Annotated in this window: 19 protein-coding genes; all 19 read right to left on the minus strand. The window is 34.9% G+C overall.

Going from position 1 to position 23878, the window contains the following annotated elements; all coding sequences use genetic code 11:
- Nucleotides 1–128: 128 nt before the first annotated feature.
- The 19 genes from pnp to frr all read right to left on the minus strand — a co-directional run bounded on the left by pnp (nt 129) and on the right by frr (nt 23875).
- Nucleotides 129–2234, minus strand: a complete 2106-nt coding sequence (gene pnp / locus A4G25_RS02865; protein WP_047131224.1) for a polyribonucleotide nucleotidyltransferase — start codon at nt 2232–2234, stop codon at nt 129–131.
- A 164-nt stretch (nt 2235–2398) separates the two neighbouring features.
- Nucleotides 2399–2668: a 30S ribosomal protein S15 gene (gene rpsO / locus A4G25_RS02870; RefSeq protein WP_047131225.1), complete on the minus strand. Its 270-nt coding sequence runs from the start codon at nt 2666–2668 to the stop codon at nt 2399–2401.
- Nucleotides 2669–2792: 124 nt separating this feature from the next.
- Nucleotides 2793–3767, minus strand: coding sequence for a bifunctional riboflavin kinase/FAD synthetase (locus A4G25_RS02875; protein ID WP_047131226.1), 975 nt, complete (start codon nt 3765–3767; stop codon nt 2793–2795).
- A gap of 15 nt (nt 3768–3782) precedes the next feature.
- The gene (gene truB, locus A4G25_RS02880) at nt 3783–4697 is read right to left on the minus strand and encodes a tRNA pseudouridine(55) synthase TruB (RefSeq protein WP_103163175.1); all 915 of its coding nucleotides are present in this window, start codon (nt 4695–4697) and stop codon (nt 3783–3785) included.
- Nucleotides 4698–4846: 149 nt separating this feature from the next.
- Nucleotides 4847–5194, minus strand: a complete 348-nt coding sequence (rbfA, locus tag A4G25_RS02885; RefSeq protein ID WP_047131228.1) for a 30S ribosome-binding factor RbfA — start codon at nt 5192–5194, stop codon at nt 4847–4849.
- Between the two features lie 519 nt (nt 5195–5713).
- Nucleotides 5714–6091 carry a VOC family protein gene (locus A4G25_RS02890; RefSeq protein WP_047131229.1) on the minus strand — a complete coding sequence of 126 codons (378 nt, stop codon included), beginning with the start codon at nt 6089–6091 and terminating at the stop codon, nt 5714–5716.
- 133 nt (nt 6092–6224) lie between these two features.
- The gene (locus A4G25_RS02895) at nt 6225–6989 is read right to left on the minus strand and encodes an exotoxin beta-grasp domain-containing protein (RefSeq protein WP_047131230.1); all 765 of its coding nucleotides are present in this window, start codon (nt 6987–6989) and stop codon (nt 6225–6227) included.
- Between the two features lie 102 nt (nt 6990–7091).
- Nucleotides 7092–8663 (minus strand): coagulase domain-containing protein, encoded by a 1572-nt coding sequence (locus tag A4G25_RS02900; protein ID WP_047131231.1) that lies wholly within the window; start codon nt 8661–8663, stop codon nt 7092–7094.
- Nucleotides 8664–8967: 304 nt separating this feature from the next.
- Nucleotides 8968–11103: a translation initiation factor IF-2 gene (gene infB, locus A4G25_RS02905; protein WP_047131232.1), complete on the minus strand. Its 2136-nt coding sequence runs from the start codon at nt 11101–11103 to the stop codon at nt 8968–8970.
- A 16-nt stretch (nt 11104–11119) separates the two neighbouring features.
- Complete coding sequence (locus A4G25_RS02910) at nt 11120–11425, minus strand: YlxQ family RNA-binding protein (protein ID WP_015900153.1); 306 nt, start codon at nt 11423–11425, stop codon at nt 11120–11122.
- The gene (rnpM, locus tag A4G25_RS02915) at nt 11422–11706 is read right to left on the minus strand and encodes an RNase P modulator RnpM (RefSeq protein ID WP_047131233.1); all 285 of its coding nucleotides are present in this window, start codon (nt 11704–11706) and stop codon (nt 11422–11424) included. Before rnpM ends, A4G25_RS02910 begins: the two co-directional genes overlap by 4 nt.
- An 18-nt stretch (nt 11707–11724) precedes the next feature.
- Nucleotides 11725–13053 (minus strand): transcription termination factor NusA, encoded by a 1329-nt coding sequence (gene nusA / locus A4G25_RS02920; RefSeq protein ID WP_047131234.1) that lies wholly within the window; start codon nt 13051–13053, stop codon nt 11725–11727.
- Nucleotides 13054–13074: 21 nt separating this feature from the next.
- Complete coding sequence (rimP, locus tag A4G25_RS02925; protein WP_047131235.1) at nt 13075–13542, minus strand: ribosome maturation factor RimP; 468 nt, start codon at nt 13540–13542, stop codon at nt 13075–13077.
- Between the two features lie 150 nt (nt 13543–13692).
- Nucleotides 13693–18000: a PolC-type DNA polymerase III gene (locus A4G25_RS02930; protein WP_103163125.1), complete on the minus strand. Its 4308-nt coding sequence runs from the start codon at nt 17998–18000 to the stop codon at nt 13693–13695.
- A 336-nt stretch (nt 18001–18336) separates the two neighbouring features.
- Entirely contained in the window at nt 18337–20037 is a 1701-nt protein-coding gene (locus A4G25_RS02940; protein ID WP_047131238.1) for a proline--tRNA ligase, read from the minus strand.
- A gap of 21 nt (nt 20038–20058) precedes the next feature.
- Nucleotides 20059–21339, minus strand: a complete 1281-nt coding sequence (rseP, locus tag A4G25_RS02945; protein WP_082107843.1) for an RIP metalloprotease RseP — start codon at nt 21337–21339, stop codon at nt 20059–20061.
- 233 nt (nt 21340–21572) lie between these two features.
- On the minus strand, nt 21573–22355 hold the full coding sequence (locus A4G25_RS02950) for a phosphatidate cytidylyltransferase (RefSeq protein WP_047131240.1): 783 nt from the start codon (nt 22353–22355) through the stop codon (nt 21573–21575).
- Nucleotides 22356–22372: 17 nt separating this feature from the next.
- On the minus strand, nt 22373–23140 hold the full coding sequence (locus A4G25_RS02955) for an undecaprenyl pyrophosphate synthase (protein WP_047131241.1): 768 nt from the start codon (nt 23138–23140) through the stop codon (nt 22373–22375).
- A gap of 180 nt (nt 23141–23320) precedes the next feature.
- On the minus strand, nt 23321–23875 hold the full coding sequence (frr, locus tag A4G25_RS02960) for a ribosome recycling factor (protein ID WP_015900144.1): 555 nt from the start codon (nt 23873–23875) through the stop codon (nt 23321–23323).
- Nucleotides 23876–23878 lie beyond the last annotated feature (3 nt).

A 23878-nucleotide genomic window follows, 5' to 3' on the forward strand; every position in this document is an offset into this window, starting at 1 on the left:
TACATTATAGGTTAAAGTGAACGCATTGTACACTACTTCACACGGGGAACTGAAGGCAACTGTTATGTATATAGAAAAAACCAGAAATGTTCCTTTGTTTTAAAAGATAACATTCTGGTTTCACTTTATTAATCTTCTTTATTCAATAAGGCACGGTGTGAAGCATTCACTCTGCCTTTGTCATCGATTTCAGTGACTTTGACTTCAATTGTATCTCCCAATTTCAATACATCTTCAACTTTATTAATACGTTGATTTGCAATTTGAGAAATGTGCAATAAAGCATCTTTGCCTGGGAAAAGTTCTACAAAAGCACCATATTTTTCAATACGTCTAACTTTTGCATTATAAACTTGTCCTACTTCAGCTTCACGTGTAATATCTTCAATGATTTCACGTGCGCGATTAATCATATCTTGGTCTACAGCACCGATAAAGATTGTACCGTCTTGTTCGATATCCAATTTAACACCAGTTTCATCAATGATTTCATTGATTTTCTTACCGCCAGGTCCAATAACATCTCTGATTTTTTCAGGTTTGATTGTCATTGTTTCAACTTTAGGTGCATAAGCACTCAATTCAGGACGCGGTTGATCAATTGTTTCAAGCATATGATTCAAGATTGTTAAGCGTCCTACACGTGCTTGTTCTAAAGCTTCTTCAATAATTTCGCGTGTTAAACCATCAATTTTAATATCCATTTGGATTGCTGTGATACCTTTTTCAGTACCTGCTACTTTAAAGTCCATGTCGCCTAAAGCATCTTCCATACCTTGGATATCTGTCAAAATTGTATAGTTATCATCACGTGTAACAAGTCCCATTGCAATACCGGCTACAGGTGCTTTAATTGGTACACCGGCATCCATTAATGCAAGTGTAGAACCGCAAATTGATGCTTGAGATGAAGAACCATTAGATTCTAAAACTTCACTTACAATACGCACTGTATATGGGAAGTCTTTAGTATCAGGGATAATGTAACGTAATGCACGTTCACCTAAAGCACCATGACCAATTTCACGACGCCCTGGAGCACGTACTGGTCCAGTTTCACCAACTGAGAAATTAGGGAAATTATAATGATGCATGAAACGTTTTTCTTCTTCTGTTCCTAAACCATCAATCAATTGATATTCACTCATAGCACCTAATGTCAATACAGAAAGAGCTTGTGTTTGACCACGTGTGAATAATCCTGAGCCATGAGCACGAGGTAATAGACCTACTTCAGAATCAAGCGGACGGATTTCATTCGGTTTACGACCATCTGGACGAACTTTTTCATCTGCGATTTGACGGCGTACTTCTTCTTTCACTAAATCATTTAAGATTGAGTTGACTTCTGCGATTACTTCATCATTGTCTGGATTTTCTTCATCTTCAAATTCAGCAATAATTTCATCACGGATTGCATCTATGTTTTCTTCACGTTCTTTCTTATCGAATGTTTGGATAGCATCTTTCAATCCTTTTTCTTCTGTTAAAGTAGTAACTTTGTCTTCTACTTCAGCATTGCGCTCTTTAGGAATGAATTCAGTTTTTTCAGGTTGAAGATAATCAATGATTTCTTGTTGGAAGTCAACTAATCTCTTGATTTCTTCGTGACCGAAAAAGATAGCGTCTAGCATCTCTTTTTCAGTGATTTCACTTGCGCCTGCTTCAACCATGTTTACAGCATCTCTATGACCTGCAACTTCTAAATCCAAACGAGAAACTTCTTTTTGTTCCACTGTCGGGTTAATCACGTATTCTCCATCAATATATCCGACATTAACACCTGCAATCGGACCTTGGAATGGAATATCAGAAACACTCAATGCCATAGATGAACCGATCATCGCAGCCATTTCAGGTGAGCAATCAGGATCAGCACTCAATACCATATTAATTATTTGAACGTCATGTCTATAACCTTTAGGGAATAACGGACGTATTGGTCTATCGATTAAACGTGCAGTTAATGTTGCTTCATCAGCTGGACGGCCTTCACGTTTTTTAAAGCCTCCAGGAATTTTACCTGCAGCATACATTTTTTCTTCATAGTTCACCATTAATGGGAAGAAGTCGCCGTCACGTGGTTCTTTTGATGCAGTCGCTGTAGATAACACAACTGTGTCACCATAACGTACGAGCACCGCGCCATTTGCTTGTTTCGCCATCTGTCCTGTTTCTATCGACAATGGTCGGTTAGCCCATTCAGTCTTAAACACTTTCTTTTCTTGAGACATTAGGAATCTCCTTTCTATTACTACCTCTTTTACATTTAATACTTCTATCATATCATTTACTGGCTCATAATTATATTCCAGTTTCTATCTGCCCTATAAAAAAAGGAAAGAAACCAACGATGGTTCTTTCCTCTAAATGGTATCAGTTTAATTACTTCAAAAGATTAACGACGGATACCTAATGATTTGATTAATTCACGGTAACGTTGAATATCTTTTTTACGTAAGTAGTTTAATAAATGTCTACGACGACCTACCATTTTTAATAAGCCACGACGTGAATGGTGGTCTTTTTTGTGTGTACGTAAGTGATCGTTTAATGCGTTGATTTCAGCAGTTAATACAGCAATTTGTACCTCTGGTGAACCAGTATCAGTTTCGTGTACACGGTATTCTTTAATGATTTCGTCTTTACGTTCTTGTGAAATTGCCATAGTCAATTTCCTCCTTTAATTTTATATAGTCTCCTCAGTCTGAGTGAGGCGTCGGAGTCTCGACCTACCAAGATAGAGGACTGTTTGTTTTCAATCTGATTGCAATATATGCAATCATTCCGACCTAAATATTATATGATACTTCATCACCGAAATCAACAGATAATAAATATTTCGCTTGTTCTTTATCTTTGTTCATTTGTTCAACGAGCGGATCAATACCATCAAATTTAATTTCAGGACGTAAATAATGATGCCAGAAAACAACAACACGTTCTCCGTAAATATCTTCATCAAAATCAAAAATATTCACTTCAATAACTACGTGAGATTTTTTAGGGTCATGGAATGTCGGTTTAACCCCCACATTACAAACACCGCGGAAAATTCGTTGTTCTGCTCCAATCGCTAAGCTCACAGCATAAACCCCTTTTTTCGGAAGCACGTAATCATCACTCGGCTCAATGTTTGCTGTTGGGAATCCGATAGTACGGCCGCGTTTCTCGCCTTGAACGACTGTACCTTTAATACGGTATCGGTAGCCTAATTCTTCATTAGCTTTTTTCAAATTGCCTTCTTTTAAAGCGCGACGAATTTCTGTCGTTGAAATTTTTTCTGAATACATTTCTTGTTTACTTACCACTGTCGTATTAAAATGCTCCTTCAGCTCTTTTAACACAGACATATTGCCTTTCCCATGTTTTCCAAACGTAAAATCAAAGCCTGCAATCACTTCTTTAACATGATTAGCTACAAGATATTGTTCTACAAACTCTTCAATCGAACAATCTGCGAATTTAGAAGTAAAGTTCACAATGATAACATAATCAATATTATAAGCTTCAAGAATCTCTATTTTATCTGATAAAGGGGTCAGATAATCCGTTCTTTTTTGTTTTGGATTCAATACCACTGATGGATGAGGATCAAATGTCATCACTGCTTTTTTTAAGTTTTCCTTTTCAGCAATTTCATTCAACGCATGAAAAACTTGCGCATGTCCTTTATGCAGTCCATCAAAGAAGCCTAATGCCATCGCAACGTCTTCTTTTATATATTGCTCTGGTTGAATTGGATGTGTAATTTCTATCACTTTCATAAGTGTGCCTCTCCTTTAATTAAAAACTTTCTTCGGCTTGATTTCATTTGGTTTTTCAGAATGCGGTATATACAATGCTAATGCTTTGTCAGTATCACTATCAACTAATACCGTCACACCTTCAATCGCTTCTGTAAAATCATTTTTATAAAACTTCTGCCCATTTAAAATGCGTTTTTTCATCTCTGGGTTACTAATACGAATATGAGGTAATCCCTTCAATCCATATTCTATAGGAAATAAGCGTTCCTGTAATGATTCTTGCTTAAAAAGATGATCAACCTCATCTAATTTCAAACTATCTTTTATTTGGAATCCGCCGCTCTCAATACGAGTAAGCAGTGACATGTGTGCCGGATAATTCAATACGTTTCCGATATCTGTTGCTAGTGTACGGATATACGTACCTTTACCGCATCGAATCAAGATGTTAAAACTGCATATACCATCATGAAATTCAGGTTCTGATGTTCGTTCAATTTCATAAATTTTCACTTTACGTTTTGGTCTTTCAACCGTCTCGTTATTGCGAGCATATTCATATAACTTGCGCCCGTTTACTTTTACTGAGGAATACATAGGTGGAATCTGTTCAATTTCACCTTTAAATGATTGAATTGCTGCATCTATTTCTTGAGTTGATAATTGGTCTTGTTCTACATTCCGTTTCTCTAACACTTCACCAGTTTGATCTTCAGTTGTTGTACTGTAACCAATCGTAACTTCAGCCTCATAGGCTTTTCCCATATCCATAATATAATCACTTACTTTAGTCGCATTCCCGATACATACAGGTAATACACCATCCACTTCTGGATCTAATGTACCTGTATGGCCAACTTTTTTAGTATGTAAAATTTTGCGTAGTTTAAAGACGACATCGTGACTTGTAAGACCACGTTCTTTAAAAACAGGTAAAATACCCTCCATATTAAACACCTCAAATTTAATTCCTACCGTATCTATTTTACATCAGTTTTATCTTTAGAAATAGTAAAAATAAACAAATTTTAATTTTTACATATTAAAAAGCTGCATCTCCCCTTTAGAGAAATACAGCTTGTAGTATTTAAAATTCATTAATCATTTTTGTGTAAGTCTTGAATCATTTTTTCAATTTTATTTCCGTATTCAATTGAATGATCATATTCAAATTGTAAGTCTGGAATAATTCTCAAACGCATTCTTGAGCCTAATTCAGATTTAATAAATCCTTTTGCTTTTTCTAGCGCTTTAAATGTGTCATCGACTTCTTTTTCATTACCTAAAACTGTTAAATAAACTTTAGCCAATGATAAATCGTTAGTGACTTGAACATCTGTAATCGTAATAAATCCGATTCTTGGATCTTTAACTTTATTATTGATGATGTCCATCAATTCTTTTTTCATTTGTTCACCAACGCGCTCTGCTCTCATTTTACTCATCTATTTCACCTCTTCTAACTTCTGCATTTAACGATTTGCTTCAGTCCAAAATTATAAACTATAATCGCCTTATTGACAAAGTTTTTCCCTTGAAGCGGCAGATTTAATCATGATTCAAGATAAAACAGATTGTAAAGATACAGTTAAGCAAGTAAAGAATGCGTAAATGTTTAACGCTACATTTCAAAATAAAGTTTACATTTCATTTCAACGCACAACTGTGAAATGCTTTTTAATTCTATTTTATATTAAAAGTATTGATATTATAACGTTTTTTGAAAGTTATAATGTCTTATAGCTTTAATGATTGTTGCCTAACTGTATAAAATTGGGCAGGATATACTAATTTCCAGCGTTTCATTTTTATTTTACATTTCAATTTGTCGCTTCTTTTTTGCGTGATTGTTTTATCAAAATTTAAATATTTTTCTTTCATCCTGAAAAATTAACTTTTTATGTTTTCTTATTAAAATAGCTCACCTATGAATAACTCATAGATAAGCTGTTTATCTTAAATACTTATGCCATAACGATGATATTAAAATAATGTCCATCAATATCTTGAAATGAAAAACCATAGAAATTATTTCTCACTTTAGGGGTATCTTCAATAATACCGCCTGCTGCTTCTACTTTCTTAGCTAACTCATCCGCTTCTTCTTCTGTTTTCACTGACAAGGATATTAATACATCATTACCAGATGCTTCTTGTCCTACGTATTGATTAAATCGCTCTCTTGGTACAACCATGACAGGCGAGCCTGTTTGAGCTTTAAATCCAAACATTTCTCCTTCTTGTTCTGGTTGTTGGATAATCGTAAAACCGATATCTTTATAAAACTTCATACTTTTATCTAAATCGTCACACCCTAAATTAAACCAAATATTCGTCAACATAAAAACCTCTCCATCTCATTTGTTATTTCTTTTACTTTACCACTCTTTAAATGAATTAGTGCTAAGATAGAGGAATTACATAAAAAGAGACAGTACACAAAATCATACGATTTGTCCCTGTCTCTCAGTTGAATTATTTAGTTAAAGTAACTTCAATATATTGAATATCAGTTGAATTGATAACATCGCTCATGCGATTGTCTTGAAGTTTTTTATGGAGTTCGAAAGTATTACGTCCGCCATTATTTAAATGAACAATTATTGTTCCATCACTATACTGACTCTTGTATAAACCTTTTTGATCAATAAGTAATTTACGTAATTTAAAGTCTACTTCTTTCAATGATACTTCCTCTTTATTAAAATTAATGCCATTCAACGACTCATCTTTAGTAACTCCATTTTCAGTTGTTTTCACACTTATATATGGAGTTTTAATAGGGTCTTTATAAGATTTTGTATTAGTTTTAGTTACTCCGCCAATTGAACTTTCAGTTGTACCACGATCAGAAGTATTTTCTCTTACAACGAAAACATCTAAACCAGGATTTCCATTATCATCTGTTTTATACTTAGAGAAAGAATTGGGTGATACAGTAACAAGTGTTTCACCTACTCCTCCTTTCGGTACAAATTCCAACTTATTACTATCTTTTGTATAACCAGTTAAATTTGTTAATTCTGTTGTTTGTTGAGTATAGTATCCTAATAAAACATTTTTATCTTCTCTATCTGCCTTATTAACATTTGTATTTTGTTGTGTTTGTTTCGGTTTTTGATCTAAACCTAATGTATGGCGTACTAATGAAATTTCTGAAGCTTGAGCAGTACTTGTAAATAAACCAGTACCTATAACTAATGATGCTAAACTTGCTTTAATAATTGCTGTCTTTTTCATGATGTTCCTCCGAATAATATAATATTTACTACACGAATATCATAATATTTTAATGACAAAGATAGAATTAACCAATTATAAACTAATATTTAACTTATTGGATTACTTGGTAATACCATTGTAAACATTCATAATTTGTTGGTTTAATCTTTTTTGTTGACCTTGATCCAAAGTATTTACCTTTTGTTGTGCTGATAATCTATCTTGATATGCGTGTGTATTCGCATATTTATTCACCAATTCTTCAGCTTCTCTAACATGATCACGACGAATCGCTCTTTTATCTCTTTCCGTATATTGAGATGAATCAGACTCACTGACACCATAACGATATCCAGATACATTGCTGTAAGTTGTTTTATCAATATCTACAATATTATTTTCTACTATTTCTTCTTTCACTCTATACTGTGTATTAATAGGATTAGTATCTTCTGTATACTCAATTACTTGAGGGGTTTGGCTTTTAACATTACTTGTTGTATCTTGGGTAAAATCAACAACATTTCCTGATTCCCCTGATTGTCCTTTTAATCCTTTTGATAATCCACCGATTGTGAAAACTTCAGTTTTTGAAGGTTGTTTGATTTCTGATTGTGTTTGTTGTGTATAAGTCTCAGTGTAGCTAGGATACGATGTCGATGAAGGTTCTACTATCAACATTGATTTTTCTTCATTACTTTCTTGTTGTTTTGCTAATTCTTCTTTTCTATCTTTTTCTTCAAATCGCTTCTTACGTTCAGCAACTTTTTGCTGGTATGCTTTTTTCTGTTCCTCGGTTACAGTTTTTTCATTTTCTAAATTATTTTTTACTGTTATTGCTTGTGCATGTCTTTTACTTCTTAATGATGGATTAATTTTAGCTTCTTTAGCATCATCACGTAATTTTTGCTTAATTGTATTATCTTTTTCATTCTCGCTTGATAAAGCAGGTATATTTTCAGGTCTTGTTAACCCAATTTCATTGAAGAACTCATCAATAACAGCCTCTAAGTCTTCAATTTGTCTATCCAACATTCTTTTATTTGCGGCTTTTTTATTTTCTCTTTCATAATCATCATTGCCGACTATAAAATCTAATTTTGCGTATAAATGTGCCCTAGCTTCTTTTTTATTTGTAAAAGCTACGCCTAACATCAACGCTTTGTTTTCTAAATCATTAATCTTTTGATCTGCTTTCTCTTGTTCTTCTTCGCTAAAGTTCTCTAAATCTTTATTTTTTCTTTGGATTTCAGCTATATCTTTTTCAAAATCGCTTTTAGCATTTTTTAAACTATTATATATTTTCTCGTATCTTTCATGAGTTAACCCTAACACATCATTAGGAATAGGTTTATTGTCTTTAGTTAAAGATTTAATTTTATTTTCACCTTTTGTAAAATGTCTCATCGCATCGTCTTCTGCCATAAACCTTTGTTTATATTTCTTTACTGCTTCAGCATATTCTGGTTCTTCATATTTTTCTTGACCTGTTATCGTTAATGTAGCAATAAGGCTATCTAAACTTTTTTCATACTCCATAAAAGTTTTTTCTTTTTTATTATTACTGTTTAGATCCAACGCTTTCGATACATATGGATTCTCTTGCCCCGCTACCGCACTGGCTTCTTCTCCTAATAATAATTGTGATGCTAAAATAGCACATGCTGAAATACCTAATAATCTAACTTTCATCTAATGTTGCTCCTTTTATCCTTATATATTTATTTTGTCAATTTAGTTGTTAATTTAAACTTTTTAAAGCGACTTACTAAGTATATGGAACTTTACATTAGAATAAAATTAACTAACGATAGTTTTAATATTAACAATATTAGTTAGTCAGTTAATAAATGTTTCATAATCCATAATAATTAAAACCTCTCATAATAGAGCCCAATAATTTGATTAAGAAGATAAAATACAGCATCTATTCAATTCCTATGTATACAAAAAATGCACTTCCCAACTAAGGAAAGTGCATTTTTATAGAATAATATTATCTTTCGATTTCTACCATTTCATAAGCTTCAATGATGTCTTCTACTTTAATATCATTGAATTTTTCAATTGTGATACCACATTCGTAACCTTGTGCTACTTCTTTAACATCATCTTTGAAACGTTTCAATGTATCTAATTGACCTTCAAAAACTACAATACCGTCACGGATAACACGTACACCGGCATTACGAGTAATCTTACCGTCAGTAACGTAGCAACCAGCAATAGTGCCGACTTTAGATACTTTGAATGTTTGACGAACTTCAGCTTGTCCGATAACTTTTTCTTCGTACTCAGGATCAAGCATACCTTTCATCGCTGCTTCAATTTCTTCGATAACATTATAGATAACACGGTGTAAACGCATATCTACGTTTTCTTGTTCAGCAGCACGTTTAGCACCTGAATCAGGACGTACGTTGAATCCGATGATAATACCATTTGAGGCATTCGCCAATGTTACGTCAGATTCATTAATCGCACCTACAGCAGTGTGAATAATACGCACATTTACGCCTTCAACATCAATTTTCATAAGAGATGCAGCAAGTGCTTCTACAGAACCTTGTACATCACCTTTGATGATAATGTTAAGGTCTTTCATTTCACCTTGTTTCATTTGTTCAAACAAGTTATCAAGAGAAACATTTTTACTTTCTTGACGTTGTTGAAGAATACTTTCTTCATGACGTGCTTCACCGATACGACGTGCTTGTTTTTCATCTGAGAACGTAACGAAACGATCACCAGCTTGAGGTACATCATTAATACCAGTAATTTCAACAGGTGTTGAAGGGCCAGCTGATTTCACACGTTTACCTACATCGTTAACCATTGCACGAACACGACCATAAGTGTTACCCACTACAATCGCATCACCGACATGCAATGTACCGTTTTGAACAAGTAATGAAGCAGCAGGTCCGCGTGATTTATCAAGTTCCGCTTCAATAACAGTACCTACAGCACGTTTTTCAGGATTAGCTTTCAATTCTTGTACTTCTGATACTAAGACAATCATTTCAAGCAAGTCATCAATACCATCACCGCTTAATGCAGAAAGTGGTACGAAGATTGTGTCACCGCCCCAGTCTTCAGGGAATAAACCATATTCAGTTAATTCTTGCATTACACGATCAGGGTTAGCTGTTGGTTTATCAATTTTATTTACTGCAACAATGATTGGTACATCTGCTTCTTTTGCATGGTTGATTGCTTCAATCGTTTGAGGCATAACACCATCATCAGCAGCTACAACTAAAATTGTAATATCAGTAACTTGCGCACCACGTGCACGCATTGTAGTGAAGGCTGCGTGTCCCGGTGTATCTAAGAAAGTGATTTTTTTGCCGTCATTTTCAATTTGATATGCACCGATATGTTGTGTGATACCGCCCGCTTCACCTTCAGTCACATGTGTGTTTCTGATTGAGTCAAGCAATGTTGTTTTACCATGGTCAACGTGTCCCATGATTGTAACAACTGAAGGACGTTCAATTGCATCTGGATCTTCTTCTTCGTCATCGAAATAGATATCTAAGTCTTCTTCGTCAATCACAACTTCTTTTTCGATCTCGATACCATAATCATCTGCAATCAATTCAACTGTTTCATCATCCAATGATTGGTTGATATTAGCCATAATTCCTAAAAGGAATAATTTTTTAACAATATTAGATGATTCAATATTCATTTTCTCAGCTAATTCGCCAACTGTAATACCTTCTGTGTAAGTAATTTTTTCTGGCATTTCTTTAACAGTTTCTTGTTTAGGCGCTTGCTTTTGATTTTTATTATTCTTGTTGTTTTTGTTATTTTTTTGGTTTTTATTGTTATGATTTTTCTTGTTGTCTTTTTTATTATTGTTCTTTTTAGCGTTGCCGCTATTATTGTTGTTTTTATCTTTATTATTATTTTGATGTTTTTTGTGATTATTTTGAGCAGTTTTATTATCTTGCTTATCTTTAGATGAACCTGGTTTGAATTTTTTATCTAATTCTTTGATTTCATTAGGTTCTAACGCTTGCATATGGTTAGACACCTCTACATTCATCTTTTTCAATTCATCAATAACATCTTTACTCTTTAAATTTAAATCTTTTGCATACTCGTAAATTCTCTGTTTACTCATATAATCACTCCTTACGTTATTCATCTATCATTGATAATAGCTTTTTGGCAAAACCGTTATCCATTATAGCGATATTCACGCGAGATGATTTTCCTAGGGCTTGGCCTAGTTCTTCTCTGGTTCCGAATATACGTAATGGGACTTGGTAACTTTCGCATTTTTGGCTGATTTCTTTCTCAGTCCTTGCCGAAGCATCCTCTGAAAGAATCACTAAAGAGACTTTTCTCTTTTTGATTTCAGTTAAAATAACGGATTCCCCGCTTTTAACCTTACCAGCACGCATTGCCAATCCTAAAAAATTCAAGATGTTGCTCTTATTCATTTTGGTATCTCTTCTCTGTAGATGAGACGTATGATTTCTTTATAAACAGGAGCAAGTGTTTCTGCATCCGAGTTGAAAAACTTTTCCAACACGCCCTTTTCTTGTGCTTGTTCAACAAGTGCTACATCTTTAGAAACATAAGCACCACGTCCAGGTTTCTTACCTGTAGCATCTGCAGAAATCTCTCCTTCTTTATTAATAACCACACGAATCATATCATTTTTGGGACGCATTTCATTAGAAAGTATGCACTTTCTCATTGGAATCTTCTTTTTCTTCATAAAGTCATTCACTCCAAATTATTCTTCTACGTCTTTTTTAGAATCTTTTTCAAATGTTTCTTCGATAGCTTCTTCTTCCGCAGCCGCTTCATCTTCTGCTTCTTCAATTTCTGAAGCTGTTTCTTCGTCTTCAAGTTCTTCAACAGCATCTTCTTCTGATTCTTCGAAGTCTTCGATTTCTGAAACTTCTTCAGCTTCAACATCTACTTCAGGTTCTTCGTCAACTTGACCAACAACCACTTCTTCAGTTAAATCTTCTGTAACCTCATCGTCTGTTTCTTCCACTTCAGGAACTGGATAAATTCCAGCTTCTCTAGCATCTGATTCAGATTTGATGTCGATTTTCCAGCCAGTTAATTTTGCTGCTAAACGTGCATTTTGTCCACGTTTACCAATTGCTAATGAAAGTTGGTAATCTGGAACAATAACAGTTGTAGATTGATTTGCTTCATCAACAATTACTTCAAGCACTTGAGAAGGACTCAAAGCATTTTTAACGAATACTTTAGGATCTTCATTCCATTGAACGATATCGATTTTTTCTCCGCCAAGCTCTTCAACGATTGCTTCGACACGCACGCCTTTAGAACCTACACATGCACCTACAGCGTCAATATCAGGATTATCAGAGTAAACACTGATTTTAGAACGATCGCCTGCTTCACGTGCTACTGATTTAATCACTACAGTACCATCATAAATTTCTGGCACTTCTTGTTCAAATAAACGCTTCAATAAACCAGGGTGGCTTCTTGATACATAGATTTGAGGACCTTTTGTAGTTTGTTCTACTTTATTGACATACACTTTGATACGTTCATTAGGAATATAACTTTCATTCGGACTTCTTTCCGCTTCAGATAATACAGCTTCTGTACGTCCTAAATTAACGTATACATAACGATGATCGACTCTGTCGATAATACCTGTCACGATATCTTCTTCTTTGTCGATAAATTCATCATACAAAATCTCACGTTCAGCATCGCGTAAACGTTGCATTACAGCTTGTTTTGCTGCTTGTGCACCGACACGGCCGAAATCTTTAGGTGTTACATCTTCTTCATAAATATCGCCGATTTCATATGCTGGATTTTTTTCTAATGCTGTACTGATATCTACTTCTTCACGATCATCGAAAACATCATCTACGACTTCTTTACGTGCAATCACATGGAATGTACCTTCATCCATATTTAATTCCACACGTACGTTACGCGCAGCTTCATAGTTTTTCTTGTAAGCTGTAATCAATGCTGCTTCGATAGCGTCAATCAATACTTCTCTTGGAATTTTCTTTTCTTTTTCTAAATACTCTGTTGCTAATAATAATTCATTACTTGACACGGTTAAATCCTCCTAATCACGTTAAATCAATACTGCATGACGTGCTTTAGCAATTTTATTTCTAGGGATTTCAACTTCCTTTTTCTTTTCCTTAACTTGCGCTTTAATGACAATATGGTCATCAGTTACAGATTGCAAGACACCTAACCACTCTTTAGAGCCTTCAATAGGCGCATAAAGAGAAACAAATACAGGTTGTTCTACAGCATCATGGAGTGCTTTATCAGTTTTGATAGGACGTTCAGCACCTGGTGATGCAACATCAAGGTAATACATTTGTTCAATTGGGTCTTCTTCATCCATAACTTCACTGATTTTCTCAGATGCAAGTGTACAGTCATTCAAATCGACGCCGCCTTCTTTGTCGATTGAAATTCTGAGGAAGTGGTCTTTTCCTTCTTTAGTAAATTCAACTTCTACGAGTTCAAAATTCAAATCATCTAATACGGGTTGAATGATTTCTTCAATTTGTTCAGTGATTTTACTCATGCGAACCTCCTTTTATACAAATAGAAAAGAGCGGGTAAAACCCACTCTTCGTGACTAAAGTTCATTTTTTACGCAATGTAATTATAACACAGTCGACTTTTAATTGCCAATTGTTGCACAATGACAAGGCTTTTCATTACTTTGTTGTGATTACATATCAAAAATTGATAATTGTGCTTTGTCTGGAAGTCCTGGTAATGAACCTAAATCATCAAGATATTCGATAACTTTTTGTGATAAACCAGCTTTTTTATTCAAATCTTCTTTAGATAAGAATGGCCCTTCTTCACGTGCTTCAACAATACGTTTTGCTACGTTCTCACCTAATCCCGGAACTGCAATAAACGGCGGGATTAAAGTATCGCCTTCGATAATAAATTCAAAAGCTTGGCTTTTTTCTAAACTGATCGGCTGCATGCGGTAACCGCGATGTGCCATCTCATTCATAATTTCTAACACAGTCAGAACATCTTTTTCTTTCTTGCCGAGTTCCATGTATTTAGAATACATGTCTTTAACAACGGCTTTAATACCTTCTTTATCTTTAATCATTGTCAATAAGTCAAAGTCAGATGCACGTACTGTAAAGTAACTTGCATAGTAATAAAGCGGATAATGTACTTTAAAGTATGCAATACGTACAGCCATTAATACATAGGCAGCAGCATGGGCTTTAGGGAACATGTATTTGATTTTTTTACAAGAATCCAAATACCAATCAGGTACATTATTCTCTTTCATAATTTCTTCCCATTCTTCTTGCAATCCTTTACCTTTACGCACAGCTTCCATGATTTTGAAGGCTAATGACGGTTCAAGACCTGCATACATTAAGTAAACCATAATATCGTCACGACAACCGATAACACCAGATAAGTCGCAAGTACCTGAACGGACTAAATCTTGGGCATTGCCTAACCATACATCTGTACCATGAGACAGACCAGAAATTTGAACAAGTTCTGAGAATGTTGTCGGTTTTGTATCTTCAAGCATTTGTCTTACGAATCCAGTACCAAATTCCGGTACTCCGAACGTACCTGTTTTACACATAATTTCTTCTTCAGTAACTCCAAGAGACTCAGGTGTACTAAAGATACGCATTGTTTCTTTATCATCAACCGGCACAGTTTTCGGATCAATACCTGATAAATCTTGAAGCATACGAATCATTGTCGGATCATCGTGTCCTAGAATATCGAGTTTCAATACATTATCGTGAATGGAGTGGAAGTCAAAGTGCGTTGTCATCCAAGGTGATGATTGGTCATCAGCTGGATATTGAACAGGTGTGAAATCATAAATATCCATATAATCAGGTACTACGATAATACCGCCAGGGTGCTGACCTGTAGTACGTTTAACACCTGTACAGCCTTTCACTAAGCGGTCCACTTCAGCCCCGCGTTTATGAATACCTTGGTCGTTTAAATAACCTTTGACATAACCGAATGCTGTTTTTTCTGCAACCGTACCGATAGTACCAGCACGGAATACTTTGTCTTCACCGAATAATACTTTCGTATAGTTATGGGCTTCTGGTTGATATTCACCACTGAAGTTCAAATCAATATCAGGAACTTTATCTCCTTTGAATCCTAAGAAAGTTTCGAAAGGAATATCTTGTCCTTCTTTAATCATTTCAGCGCCGCATTCACATTTTTTATCTGGCAAGTCAAAACCTGAACCAACGGAACCATCATTGAAAAACTCGCTTTTCTTACATTTTGGACAAATATAATGCGGTGGAAGCGGGTTCACCTCGGTAATTTCTGTCATAGTCGCTACGAAACTAGAACCGACAGAACCACGAGAACCTACTAAGTAACCATCATTCAATGATTTTTTAACCAAACGTTGAGAAATCAAATAGATAACAGAGAAACCATTACCAATGATACTTTCAAGTTCTTTCTCTAAACGATCTATTACTATTTGCGGTAAATCATCTCCATACAATTTACGCGCATTATCATAGCTCATTTCACGAATTTCTTCATTCGCACCTTCCATACGCGGAGTATACAATTTGTCTTTAATTGGAACTACACGTTCAATACGGTCTGCCAGTGCTTGAGTATTTTCAACTACAATTTCATGCGCTTTTTCCTCACCTAAGAAATGGAACGCATCTAACATTTCATCAGTCGTACGGAAATGCGCTTCTGGTAATGTTGAACGATTAAGCGGGTTACCTGGTTGAGAGGCAATCAAGATTTTACGTGCAATCGAATCATGTTCATTTAAATAATGCACATTACCTGTTGCTACAATCGGCACATTGACCGCTTCTCCCGCTTTCAGCAATCGTTCATAAATTTCTTCCATTGTTTTATTATCACGAATCAATTCTCGGTCAATCAAATCTTGATATAACGCTGGTGGCTGCACTTCAATATAGTCATAATATTTCGCAATACGCTCTACTTGAGATTGATCTTTTTGCATTACAGCAGTAAAGACTTCACCTTCATCACAAGCAGTACCAATCAACAATCCTTCACGATACTCATCTAACAACGAACGCGGAATTCTTGGCGTACGATAATAATAAGTGACTAAAGATTCACTGACGATTTTAAATAAGTTTTTCAATCCTTCTTGGTTTTGAACCAAAATCGTAATATGACTTGGACGAGCGCGTTTATAAGCATCCTCATTAGATAATGACTGATTAATATCTTTGTGATTAGTTACTCCAAGTTCTTCTACTTGTTTCAACATTTTAATAAAGATATATGCAGTTGCTTCTGTATCATAAATGGCACGGTGATGTTGTGTCAGTTCTACGCCATATTTTTTAGCTAAGAAGTTCAAACCATGCTTACCAAATTCTGTATTAATCGTACGAGAAAGTTCTAAGGTATCGATAACACCATTTGTATAATTACCGAGACCGGCACGTTCGTATCCAGTATCAATAAAGCCCATATCGAACGAAGCATTGTGGGCTACAAAAATTGCATCTCCAACCCATTCCTTGAACTCAGTTAATACATCGTCAATTTCTGGTGCATCCACTAACATATCATCAGAAATATGCGTTAAGTTTTTGATTGTGTCAGATAAACGTTCATGCGGATTACTGAAACGTTCAAATTTATCAATAATCTCGCCATCATGTACTTTTACAGCGGCTAACTCAATAATTTTATCGTATTGGTTTGACAGTCCTGTTGTTTCCACGTCAAACACTACATACGTTGCATCTTTTAAAATACGGTCTGTCGGTTTATACGCAATCGGAACACCATCATCTACGAGCATTCCTTCCATACCATACAACATTTTAATGTCATTTTTTTCTGCAGCCGCAAAAGCATCAGGGAAGGCTTGTACAACATTATGATCTGTTACTGCTATTGCAGGATGTCCCCATTTAGCAGCTTGTGCTACATAATCACCGATATTGTTAATACCATCCATCTGGCTCATTGCAGTATGCAAGTGCAATTCAACACGTTTATCGTCCGCTTTATCTTGTTTTGGTGCTTTTTTGATTTCTTCAATGTCAGACATCATCATTACAAGATCACGTACAAATGTATCTTCTTCAATACGTCCTTGAGCACGTACCCATTTACCCACACTTAGCGCTTTGAAATGTTCTAAGTCATCTTTATTTTTACGTGTGAACATTTTAAGTACAAGCGAATCAGTGTAGTCTGTTACTTTTAATTCAACGATATGACGTCCACTTTTCAACTCTTTAATATTCATATCGAAAATAACGCCTTCAATAGCAACCTTGAATTCTTCTTCGATAATAGATTCGATTGGACGTACGTTATCAACTTGAATAGGTTTGCCGATTTGGCATTTTGCTACTGTACTTTCATTGTTATCTTGTTGTTTCGCCTTTTCAGCTTTCATTTTTTCTAATTTTTCAGTAGCTTCTTTTGCACTTTGTTGATCTTCTTCTTGAATGTAAGCTTCTAGAGAAGCAAGATCTGCATCTTGTCCATCATTATCTGTTTCAAATACAATCTTATTCACATCAAAGCCGCATTGGCGGTAAGCTTTAACTAAACTACCATTACATGCTTTATGGAAATAATCTCTTTCTACATCATTTGAAACCATTACTTTTAAAACGTCCCCTGACATAACCAAACGTTTTTGTTTCAACTGCCCTTTTACTTTTGGTGATAAACGCGTTTGATCTATACAATGGTTAAAATATTTCATCGCATGTTCATCTTGGTTCATAGTATTTTGAACTTTGAAATGCCAGTCGACTGTAGCAATGTCTTTGAATTCTTCAGTCAGTGCGTGAGTAAATAATAAGTAATCTTCGTGAGATAAAAAATGTGGCAAGGTGATTTGGAATAGCCATGTGCGTGCTTTTGACGACACATCAATACGAGTTAATTCACTTTTTTCTAATATTTCAGGTTCTAACTGATTCGCAATTTTAATCTGATCGGCCAGAACTTTAAATTTTTCTTGATTTGTCATTGCCAAGACAATTACCACCTTAACGATTTATTAAATAAAATTGTAGAACTGCAAAAAAAGAATTACAACTCAGTTGTTTGATAGAGGATGTCAGAGGAAACGTTGCAGTACTACATTTACGAAAAAACAGAACCACACTTCAAAACAGCGTGGTTACTTTTCTTACGTTCTTTTTTAGAAACATCTTATGTATTATACCAAATTTTTCCTCATTCTAAAAACAGTAAAACTGCAATATGTGATGTAATGTTGCTTCGAAAGCCTATCGGAGTCGAATTAATAAGAAAACCAAAAAATTCCGAAACCCTATTTAAAGAGCTTCGGAAAATGTTTTACTTAGATTTGTGTATATAAGTTATCAATATAAGAAGCTAAGTTTGAAACTTCAACTTCATCACTTTCACCATTATCACGGCGTTTGACTTCAACGATTCCTTCATCTGCACGTTTACCCACTACTACTCGAATTGGTAGACCAATTAAATCAGCATCATTGAATTTAACACCTGCGCGTTCTTTTCTATCATCATAAAGTACTTCATATGATTGTTGTAATTCAGCATAGAGTTGATCACCAAGTTCACGTTGATCATCTTTTTTAGGATTGATTGTAATCAAATGCAAGTCAAATGGTGTTACGGATTTTGGCCATATAATGCCATTGTCATCACTATTTTGTTCAACAATTGCACTCAATGTTCTTGATACACCGATACCATAACAACCCATAATTAATGGCTTAGCTTTACCTTGATTATCTAAGAAAGTCGCGTTCATCGCTTCAGAATATTTTGTACCTAATTTGAAGACTTGACCTACTTCAATACCTTCAGCAAATTTAGCTTCACCTGATCCGTCACTTAAAGGTTCTCCTTCTAAGATGAAACGGAAGTCGCCGAACGCTTCTACATTAAAGTCACGCTCAGGATTAGCATTGATATAATGATAACCGTCTTCGTTGGCACCAATCACTAAATTAGGTGCATCTTGAACAAAGTTATCAGCATATACTTTAATTCCTTTTTCTTGGACTGGACCGATTGATCCTGGTTTTGCGCCGATTAAGTTAATAATTTCATCTTGTGTCGCAAGCTCAATGTTATCTGTTTTGAAGTATGCTTTTAATTTCACATCATTGATTTCATGATGACCTCGTACTAATACAATAATAAATTCTCCATCTACTTTAAAAATCATAGATTTCGTAATTTGTTCTAAAGGACGATTTAAGTAATCAGCGACCTCTTGTGCAGTATGCGCATCAGGTGTTCCAACTTTTTCTAATTCTAATAGTGCTTCGTTATTTTCTTTAAGTTCAAAAGGTACTTCAGCTTTTTCGATGTTAGCTGCATAATCACTGTTCTCACTGTAAACAATTGTATCTTCACCAATTTCGCTTAAAGCCATGAATTCGTGAGTATGACTTCCGCCAATTGCACCAGAATCTGCAACAACTGGACGCGCATTTATACCGGCACGTTTAAAAATACGACTGTATGCATCATACATTTGGTTATACGTTTCATCCAATGATGCTTCATCAGCGTGGAATGAATACGCATCTTTCATAATGAATTCGCGGCCGCGTAATAAACCGAAACGAGGACGTTTTTCATCTCTGAATTTAGATTGAATTTGGAAAAGTGTTAATGGTAATTGTTTATATGATTTCACTTCGTCACGAACAAGAGAAGTTACTACTTCTTCATGTGTTGGGCCTAAAGCAAATTGACGACCGTTTCGATCTGTTAAACGCATTAATTCACTACCATAAGCTTCCCAACGACCTGACTCTTCCCACAACTCAGATGGTTGTAACGCAGGCATCAAAATTTCTACAGCATCGATACTTTCCATTTCTTCACGTACGATTGCTGTGATTTTATTCAATACACGTGTCGCAAGCGGCAAGTAGCTATAAACTCCGCTTGTACTTTGTTTAATTAAACCTGCTTTCAATAACAAACGATGACTTAATGCTTCAGCTTCAGCTGGTACTTCTCTCATCGTTGGTATAAATACTTTTGATTGTCTCATAAAACTATGATCCTCCGTTTCTTATAAGAAATAACGCTGTATGTCATTCCATGTTACTAATATCATAATGATAATGACAAAAATAGCACCTGCTCCGATAATATATGTTTCAGCTTTCTTATTCACTGGTTTTCTGAACACTGCTTCATATAAAACGAACAGTATACGTCCACCATCAAGTGCCGGAATCGGCAATAAGTTCATTAAACCTAAATTGACACTTAAAAGTGCTGTCCAACCTATCAAGTTAATGATACCAGTTTTTACCACAGTATCAACATTATGATATATACCCACCGGGCCATTCAACATGTCAAAGGAGAAATTGCCTGTAAAAATACTGCCGATCATTGCAACGATGGCTGTGAAAATTAATGTACCTGCTTTAACAAATTGTTGTACGCCTGCAGTTAAAGGTTCAATCAATGATGAATGTTCTGATTGAGGTTGATAGCCTAATTTATAAGAAATTTTAGGACTTACTTTAGTGCCTTCTTTCACTTTTTTAGGTGTTACTTCTACTGTTTTATTTTTACCATCTCTGTCATAAGTCAATTTCACAGGTTTATCTTTATTGCTGTCTAATGCTTTTTGAATATCATCGAATGTACTGATTTTGTGCGATCCGATTTGTTCAATTTTATCTCCTGCTTTTAACCCTGCTTCTTGTGCCGGATAATTGTCTGCAACTTGCTTAATAGAGTTAGTCGGTGTGCCTTGGTAATATGCAAGACCAATAAATATCACTAACGCTAAAATAAAGTTGAATAATGGACCAGCAAATAATGTTAAGAACTTTTGATACGGTTTTTTATGCATAAATTGACGGTTACGTGGCGCAATTTGGATTAAACTGCCGCCTTCAACAAAATATGCTTCTTTTGCGATATAAAAACGATGTCTTTCATCGTCGTAAGATGTAATACCTTCTACATACATTTTATCTTTGAAATCGGATTTTTTAATTTCAATAACTTCTGCTTGTTGGAATTTATGCTGATCATCTAAGATAATGTGAGTAATTTCATCTTTGTCATTCAATTTAATTTTGACTGACATACCAGGTTCAACTGGTACTTCATCAATACCATCACCAGCCATTCGCACATATCCGCCTACTGGTAATAATCTTATTGTATATAATGTTTCATTTTTTCTAAAACTGAATATCTTGGGTCCCATGCCGATAGCAAATTCAGGACACATAATTCCTGCGCGTTTTGCGAAAAACATGTGGCCGTACTCATGAACGGAAACTAAGACACCAAAAACGATAATAAACGCTAATATAGTAATTATCAAAATGGGCCACCTCTAATTAAGATTTCATTTCTCTGAAGTATCGACGGAGATAAGTGCATTTATCTCGCAAATACTTATGAGATATGTAAGTTGAAAATTTTCAACATAATATATTATATTAATGATATTTTGAGCCATGTACAAGTAATATGTTAAGCGCTGATACAGAAAAAGGCATGCCGATGTGCAAACGTCTTTCTATTTGTTCGCAATTCTCACATGCCTTACAATTATTAATTTTGCAGTAATAAAATGTTAAGTAATGGTAAAACAAACATGAAACTGTCAAAACGGTCAAGAATGCCGCCGTGTCCAGGTAAAATTTTACCAGAATCTTTCACACCAAAATGACGCTTAAATCCAGATTCAACCAAATCACCAAGTTGGCCAAACATACTTAAAATGATTGTAACTAGAAGCATTATCCAAATGTTGATATCGAAATCAACAAAGAATTGCATAATAAGCGGTACTAATAAACTGCAAAGTACACCGCCGATAAATCCTTCAATAGTTTTATTCGGGCTGATAACTGGCCATAATTTGTGTTTTCCGAAAGCACGCCCAAATAAGTATGCACCAGTATCTGTTGTCCAAACTACTAAGAAGGCAAATAAAATAAATGCTAACCCAGCTTCACGCGTTTCATATAAGTACATAAATCCAATACCGACATAAGCCACTGACATTAAACAAAAAGCTGCATCAATGAAACTGAAGCGGTTTTTAGACATGACAGTATAACTTAAAATTACAAAACTCATAATAATAAGCCCTTTTAATTGTACTGCAGCTACCCATGCTCCTAAATCATGAGGCAGCATAATGATAATCAAACCGAGTGCACTAATAATCCCTGGTATTGAAATAAAACGGATTTTATTCATATTCAATAATTCTTTTAGTGCGATGAGGGCCAAGATGTAAGAGAAATACATCAATAAAGGTCCGCCGATAATCAGTATGGGTAAAAAGATTAACAAAGCAATAATTGCCGTTACCGTTCTAACTCTCATAATATACTCCTATCTTCCTATAATAAACCACCGAAACGACGCTGTCTTTTCTGGTAAATTTTAATACAATTTTTAAGTTCTTCTTCATCAAAATCCGGCCAAAGTTTTTGGTCAAATATAAACTCGCTATATGAAATCTGCCAAATTAAAAAGTTGCTGATACGTTGTTCTCCTGATGTTCTAATTAACAATTCTGGATCAGGATATTGGCTTGTCATTAAGTAATTATTAATTGTTTCTTCAGTAATATCACTACTCTTCTGACCTCGCTCAATCATATCATCAAACATACGTCGAACGCTATCTGTAATTTCAGCACGTCCGCCATAATTAATAGCAAATATTAATTTCAAACCATCATTTTGTGCTGTTTTTTCCTTAGCATGATTGATTGCTTTCATTGTAGAAGCTGGTAAATCATCCGTAAAGCCAATTGTCTCTACTTTTACGTTTCTCTCTATCAATTCAGGAAGAAATGTTTTTAAGAAATTAACAGGCAAGTTCATTATATAGTTTACTTCTTGTTCAGGACGGGACCAATTTTCAGTTGAGAAGGCGTATAAAGTTAAATATTTTACACCGATATCATTTGCAGCTCTAGTAATTTTTTTAATTGTTTGCATACCTTCATAATGCCCTTTAATTCTCGGCATTTTACGTTTCTTCGCCCAACGGCCATTACCATCCATGATAATCGCTATATGTTCGGGTATATTATGTAAATCTAAATCTGAATATGTCCCATCAGCTTCAGATTGATTCTTATTTTTTAGCTTTTTAAACATGGTCTATCCTCCGAGCTCAATCTATCTCTGTTACATTATAATAGATTATTCATGCAATTATCTATCATTTTATCACACTCGTTAATAGCAATGAATAGAACAATTAAAAAACTGTACCAAAGTCTTAGTTGGTACAGTTTTGGTCACAATATTTTCAACTCATTTATTTCGCGCGAGATATTATACTGACATGATGTCTTTTTCTTTTTCTTCTAATACTTTATCTACTTCTTTGATAGATTCATCAGTAATTTTTTGAACATCATCAGTGCCAGTACGTAATTCATCTTCAGAAATAACGCCTTCTTTTTCATCTTTCTTCAAATCATCATTACTGTCGCGACGGATATTACGGATAGAAACTTTTGCATTTTCTCCCATTTTTTTAACGTCTTTAACTAATTCTTTACGACGTTCTTCAGTTAATGCAGGGACCATAATACGGATTACTTCGCCGTCACTAGATGGATTTACACCTAAGTTAGCTGCATTAATCGCACGTTCGATATCAGATAAAGAAGTTTTATCATATGGTGAAACTACTAATAAACGTGGTTCAGGAACATTGATGCTTGCTAATTGTTGAACTGGAGTTGGTGCTCCATAATAATCTACTTTTACACCAGCAAGCAAATTAGAATTTGCACGACCGGCATTAATAGTAGCTAGTTCGCGTGACAAACTTTCAATTGACTTTTTCATTCTTGATCTAGTTTCGCTTAAAATGTCGCTCATCTT

Origin of the sequence: Staphylococcus condimenti, assembly GCF_001618885.1 — a bacterium.
GTDB lineage: Bacteria > Bacillota > Bacilli > Staphylococcales > Staphylococcaceae > Staphylococcus > Staphylococcus condimenti.

Coding starts and splice junctions, on each gene's coding strand:
- rpsO (WP_047131225.1), bottom strand. CDS start 2,668: ATGGCAATTTCACAAGAACGTAAAGACGAAATCATTAAAGAATACCGT.
- A4G25_RS02910 (WP_015900153.1), bottom strand. CDS start 11,425: ATGAATAAGAGCAACATCTTGAATTTTTTAGGATTGGCAATGCGTGCT.
- A4G25_RS02955 (WP_047131241.1), bottom strand. CDS start 23,140: ATGTTTAAAAAGCTAAAAAATAAGAATCAATCTGAAGCTGATGGGACA.
- A4G25_RS02900 (WP_047131231.1), bottom strand. CDS start 8,663: ATGAAAGTTAGATTATTAGGTATTTCAGCATGTGCTATTTTAGCATCA.
- A4G25_RS02940 (WP_047131238.1), bottom strand. CDS start 20,037: ATGAGACAATCAAAAGTATTTATACCAACGATGAGAGAAGTACCAGCT.
- frr (WP_015900144.1), bottom strand. CDS start 23,875: ATGAGCGACATTTTAAGCGAAACTAGATCAAGAATGAAAAAGTCAATT.
- infB (WP_047131232.1), bottom strand. CDS start 11,103: ATGAGTAAACAGAGAATTTACGAGTATGCAAAAGATTTAAATTTAAAG.
- truB (WP_103163175.1), bottom strand. CDS start 4,697: ATGGAGGGTATTTTACCTGTTTTTAAAGAACGTGGTCTTACAAGTCAC.
- A4G25_RS02930 (WP_103163125.1), bottom strand. CDS start 18,000: ATGACAAATCAAGAAAAATTTAAAGTTCTGGCCGATCAGATTAAAATT.
- pnp (WP_047131224.1), bottom strand. CDS start 2,234: ATGTCTCAAGAAAAGAAAGTGTTTAAGACTGAATGGGCTAACCGACCA.
- A4G25_RS02895 (WP_047131230.1), bottom strand. CDS start 6,989: ATGAAAAAGACAGCAATTATTAAAGCAAGTTTAGCATCATTAGTTATA.
- rnpM (WP_047131233.1), bottom strand. CDS start 11,706: ATGAAGAAAAAGAAGATTCCAATGAGAAAGTGCATACTTTCTAATGAA.
- rimP (WP_047131235.1), bottom strand. CDS start 13,542: ATGAGTAAAATCACTGAACAAATTGAAGAAATCATTCAACCCGTATTA.
- A4G25_RS02950 (WP_047131240.1), bottom strand. CDS start 22,355: ATGAGAGTTAGAACGGTAACGGCAATTATTGCTTTGTTAATCTTTTTA.
- A4G25_RS02890 (WP_047131229.1), bottom strand. CDS start 6,091: ATGTTGACGAATATTTGGTTTAATTTAGGGTGTGACGATTTAGATAAA.
- rbfA (WP_047131228.1), bottom strand. CDS start 5,194: ATGAGTAAAATGAGAGCAGAGCGCGTTGGTGAACAAATGAAAAAAGAA.
- A4G25_RS02875 (WP_047131226.1), bottom strand. CDS start 3,767: ATGAAAGTGATAGAAATTACACATCCAATTCAACCAGAGCAATATATA.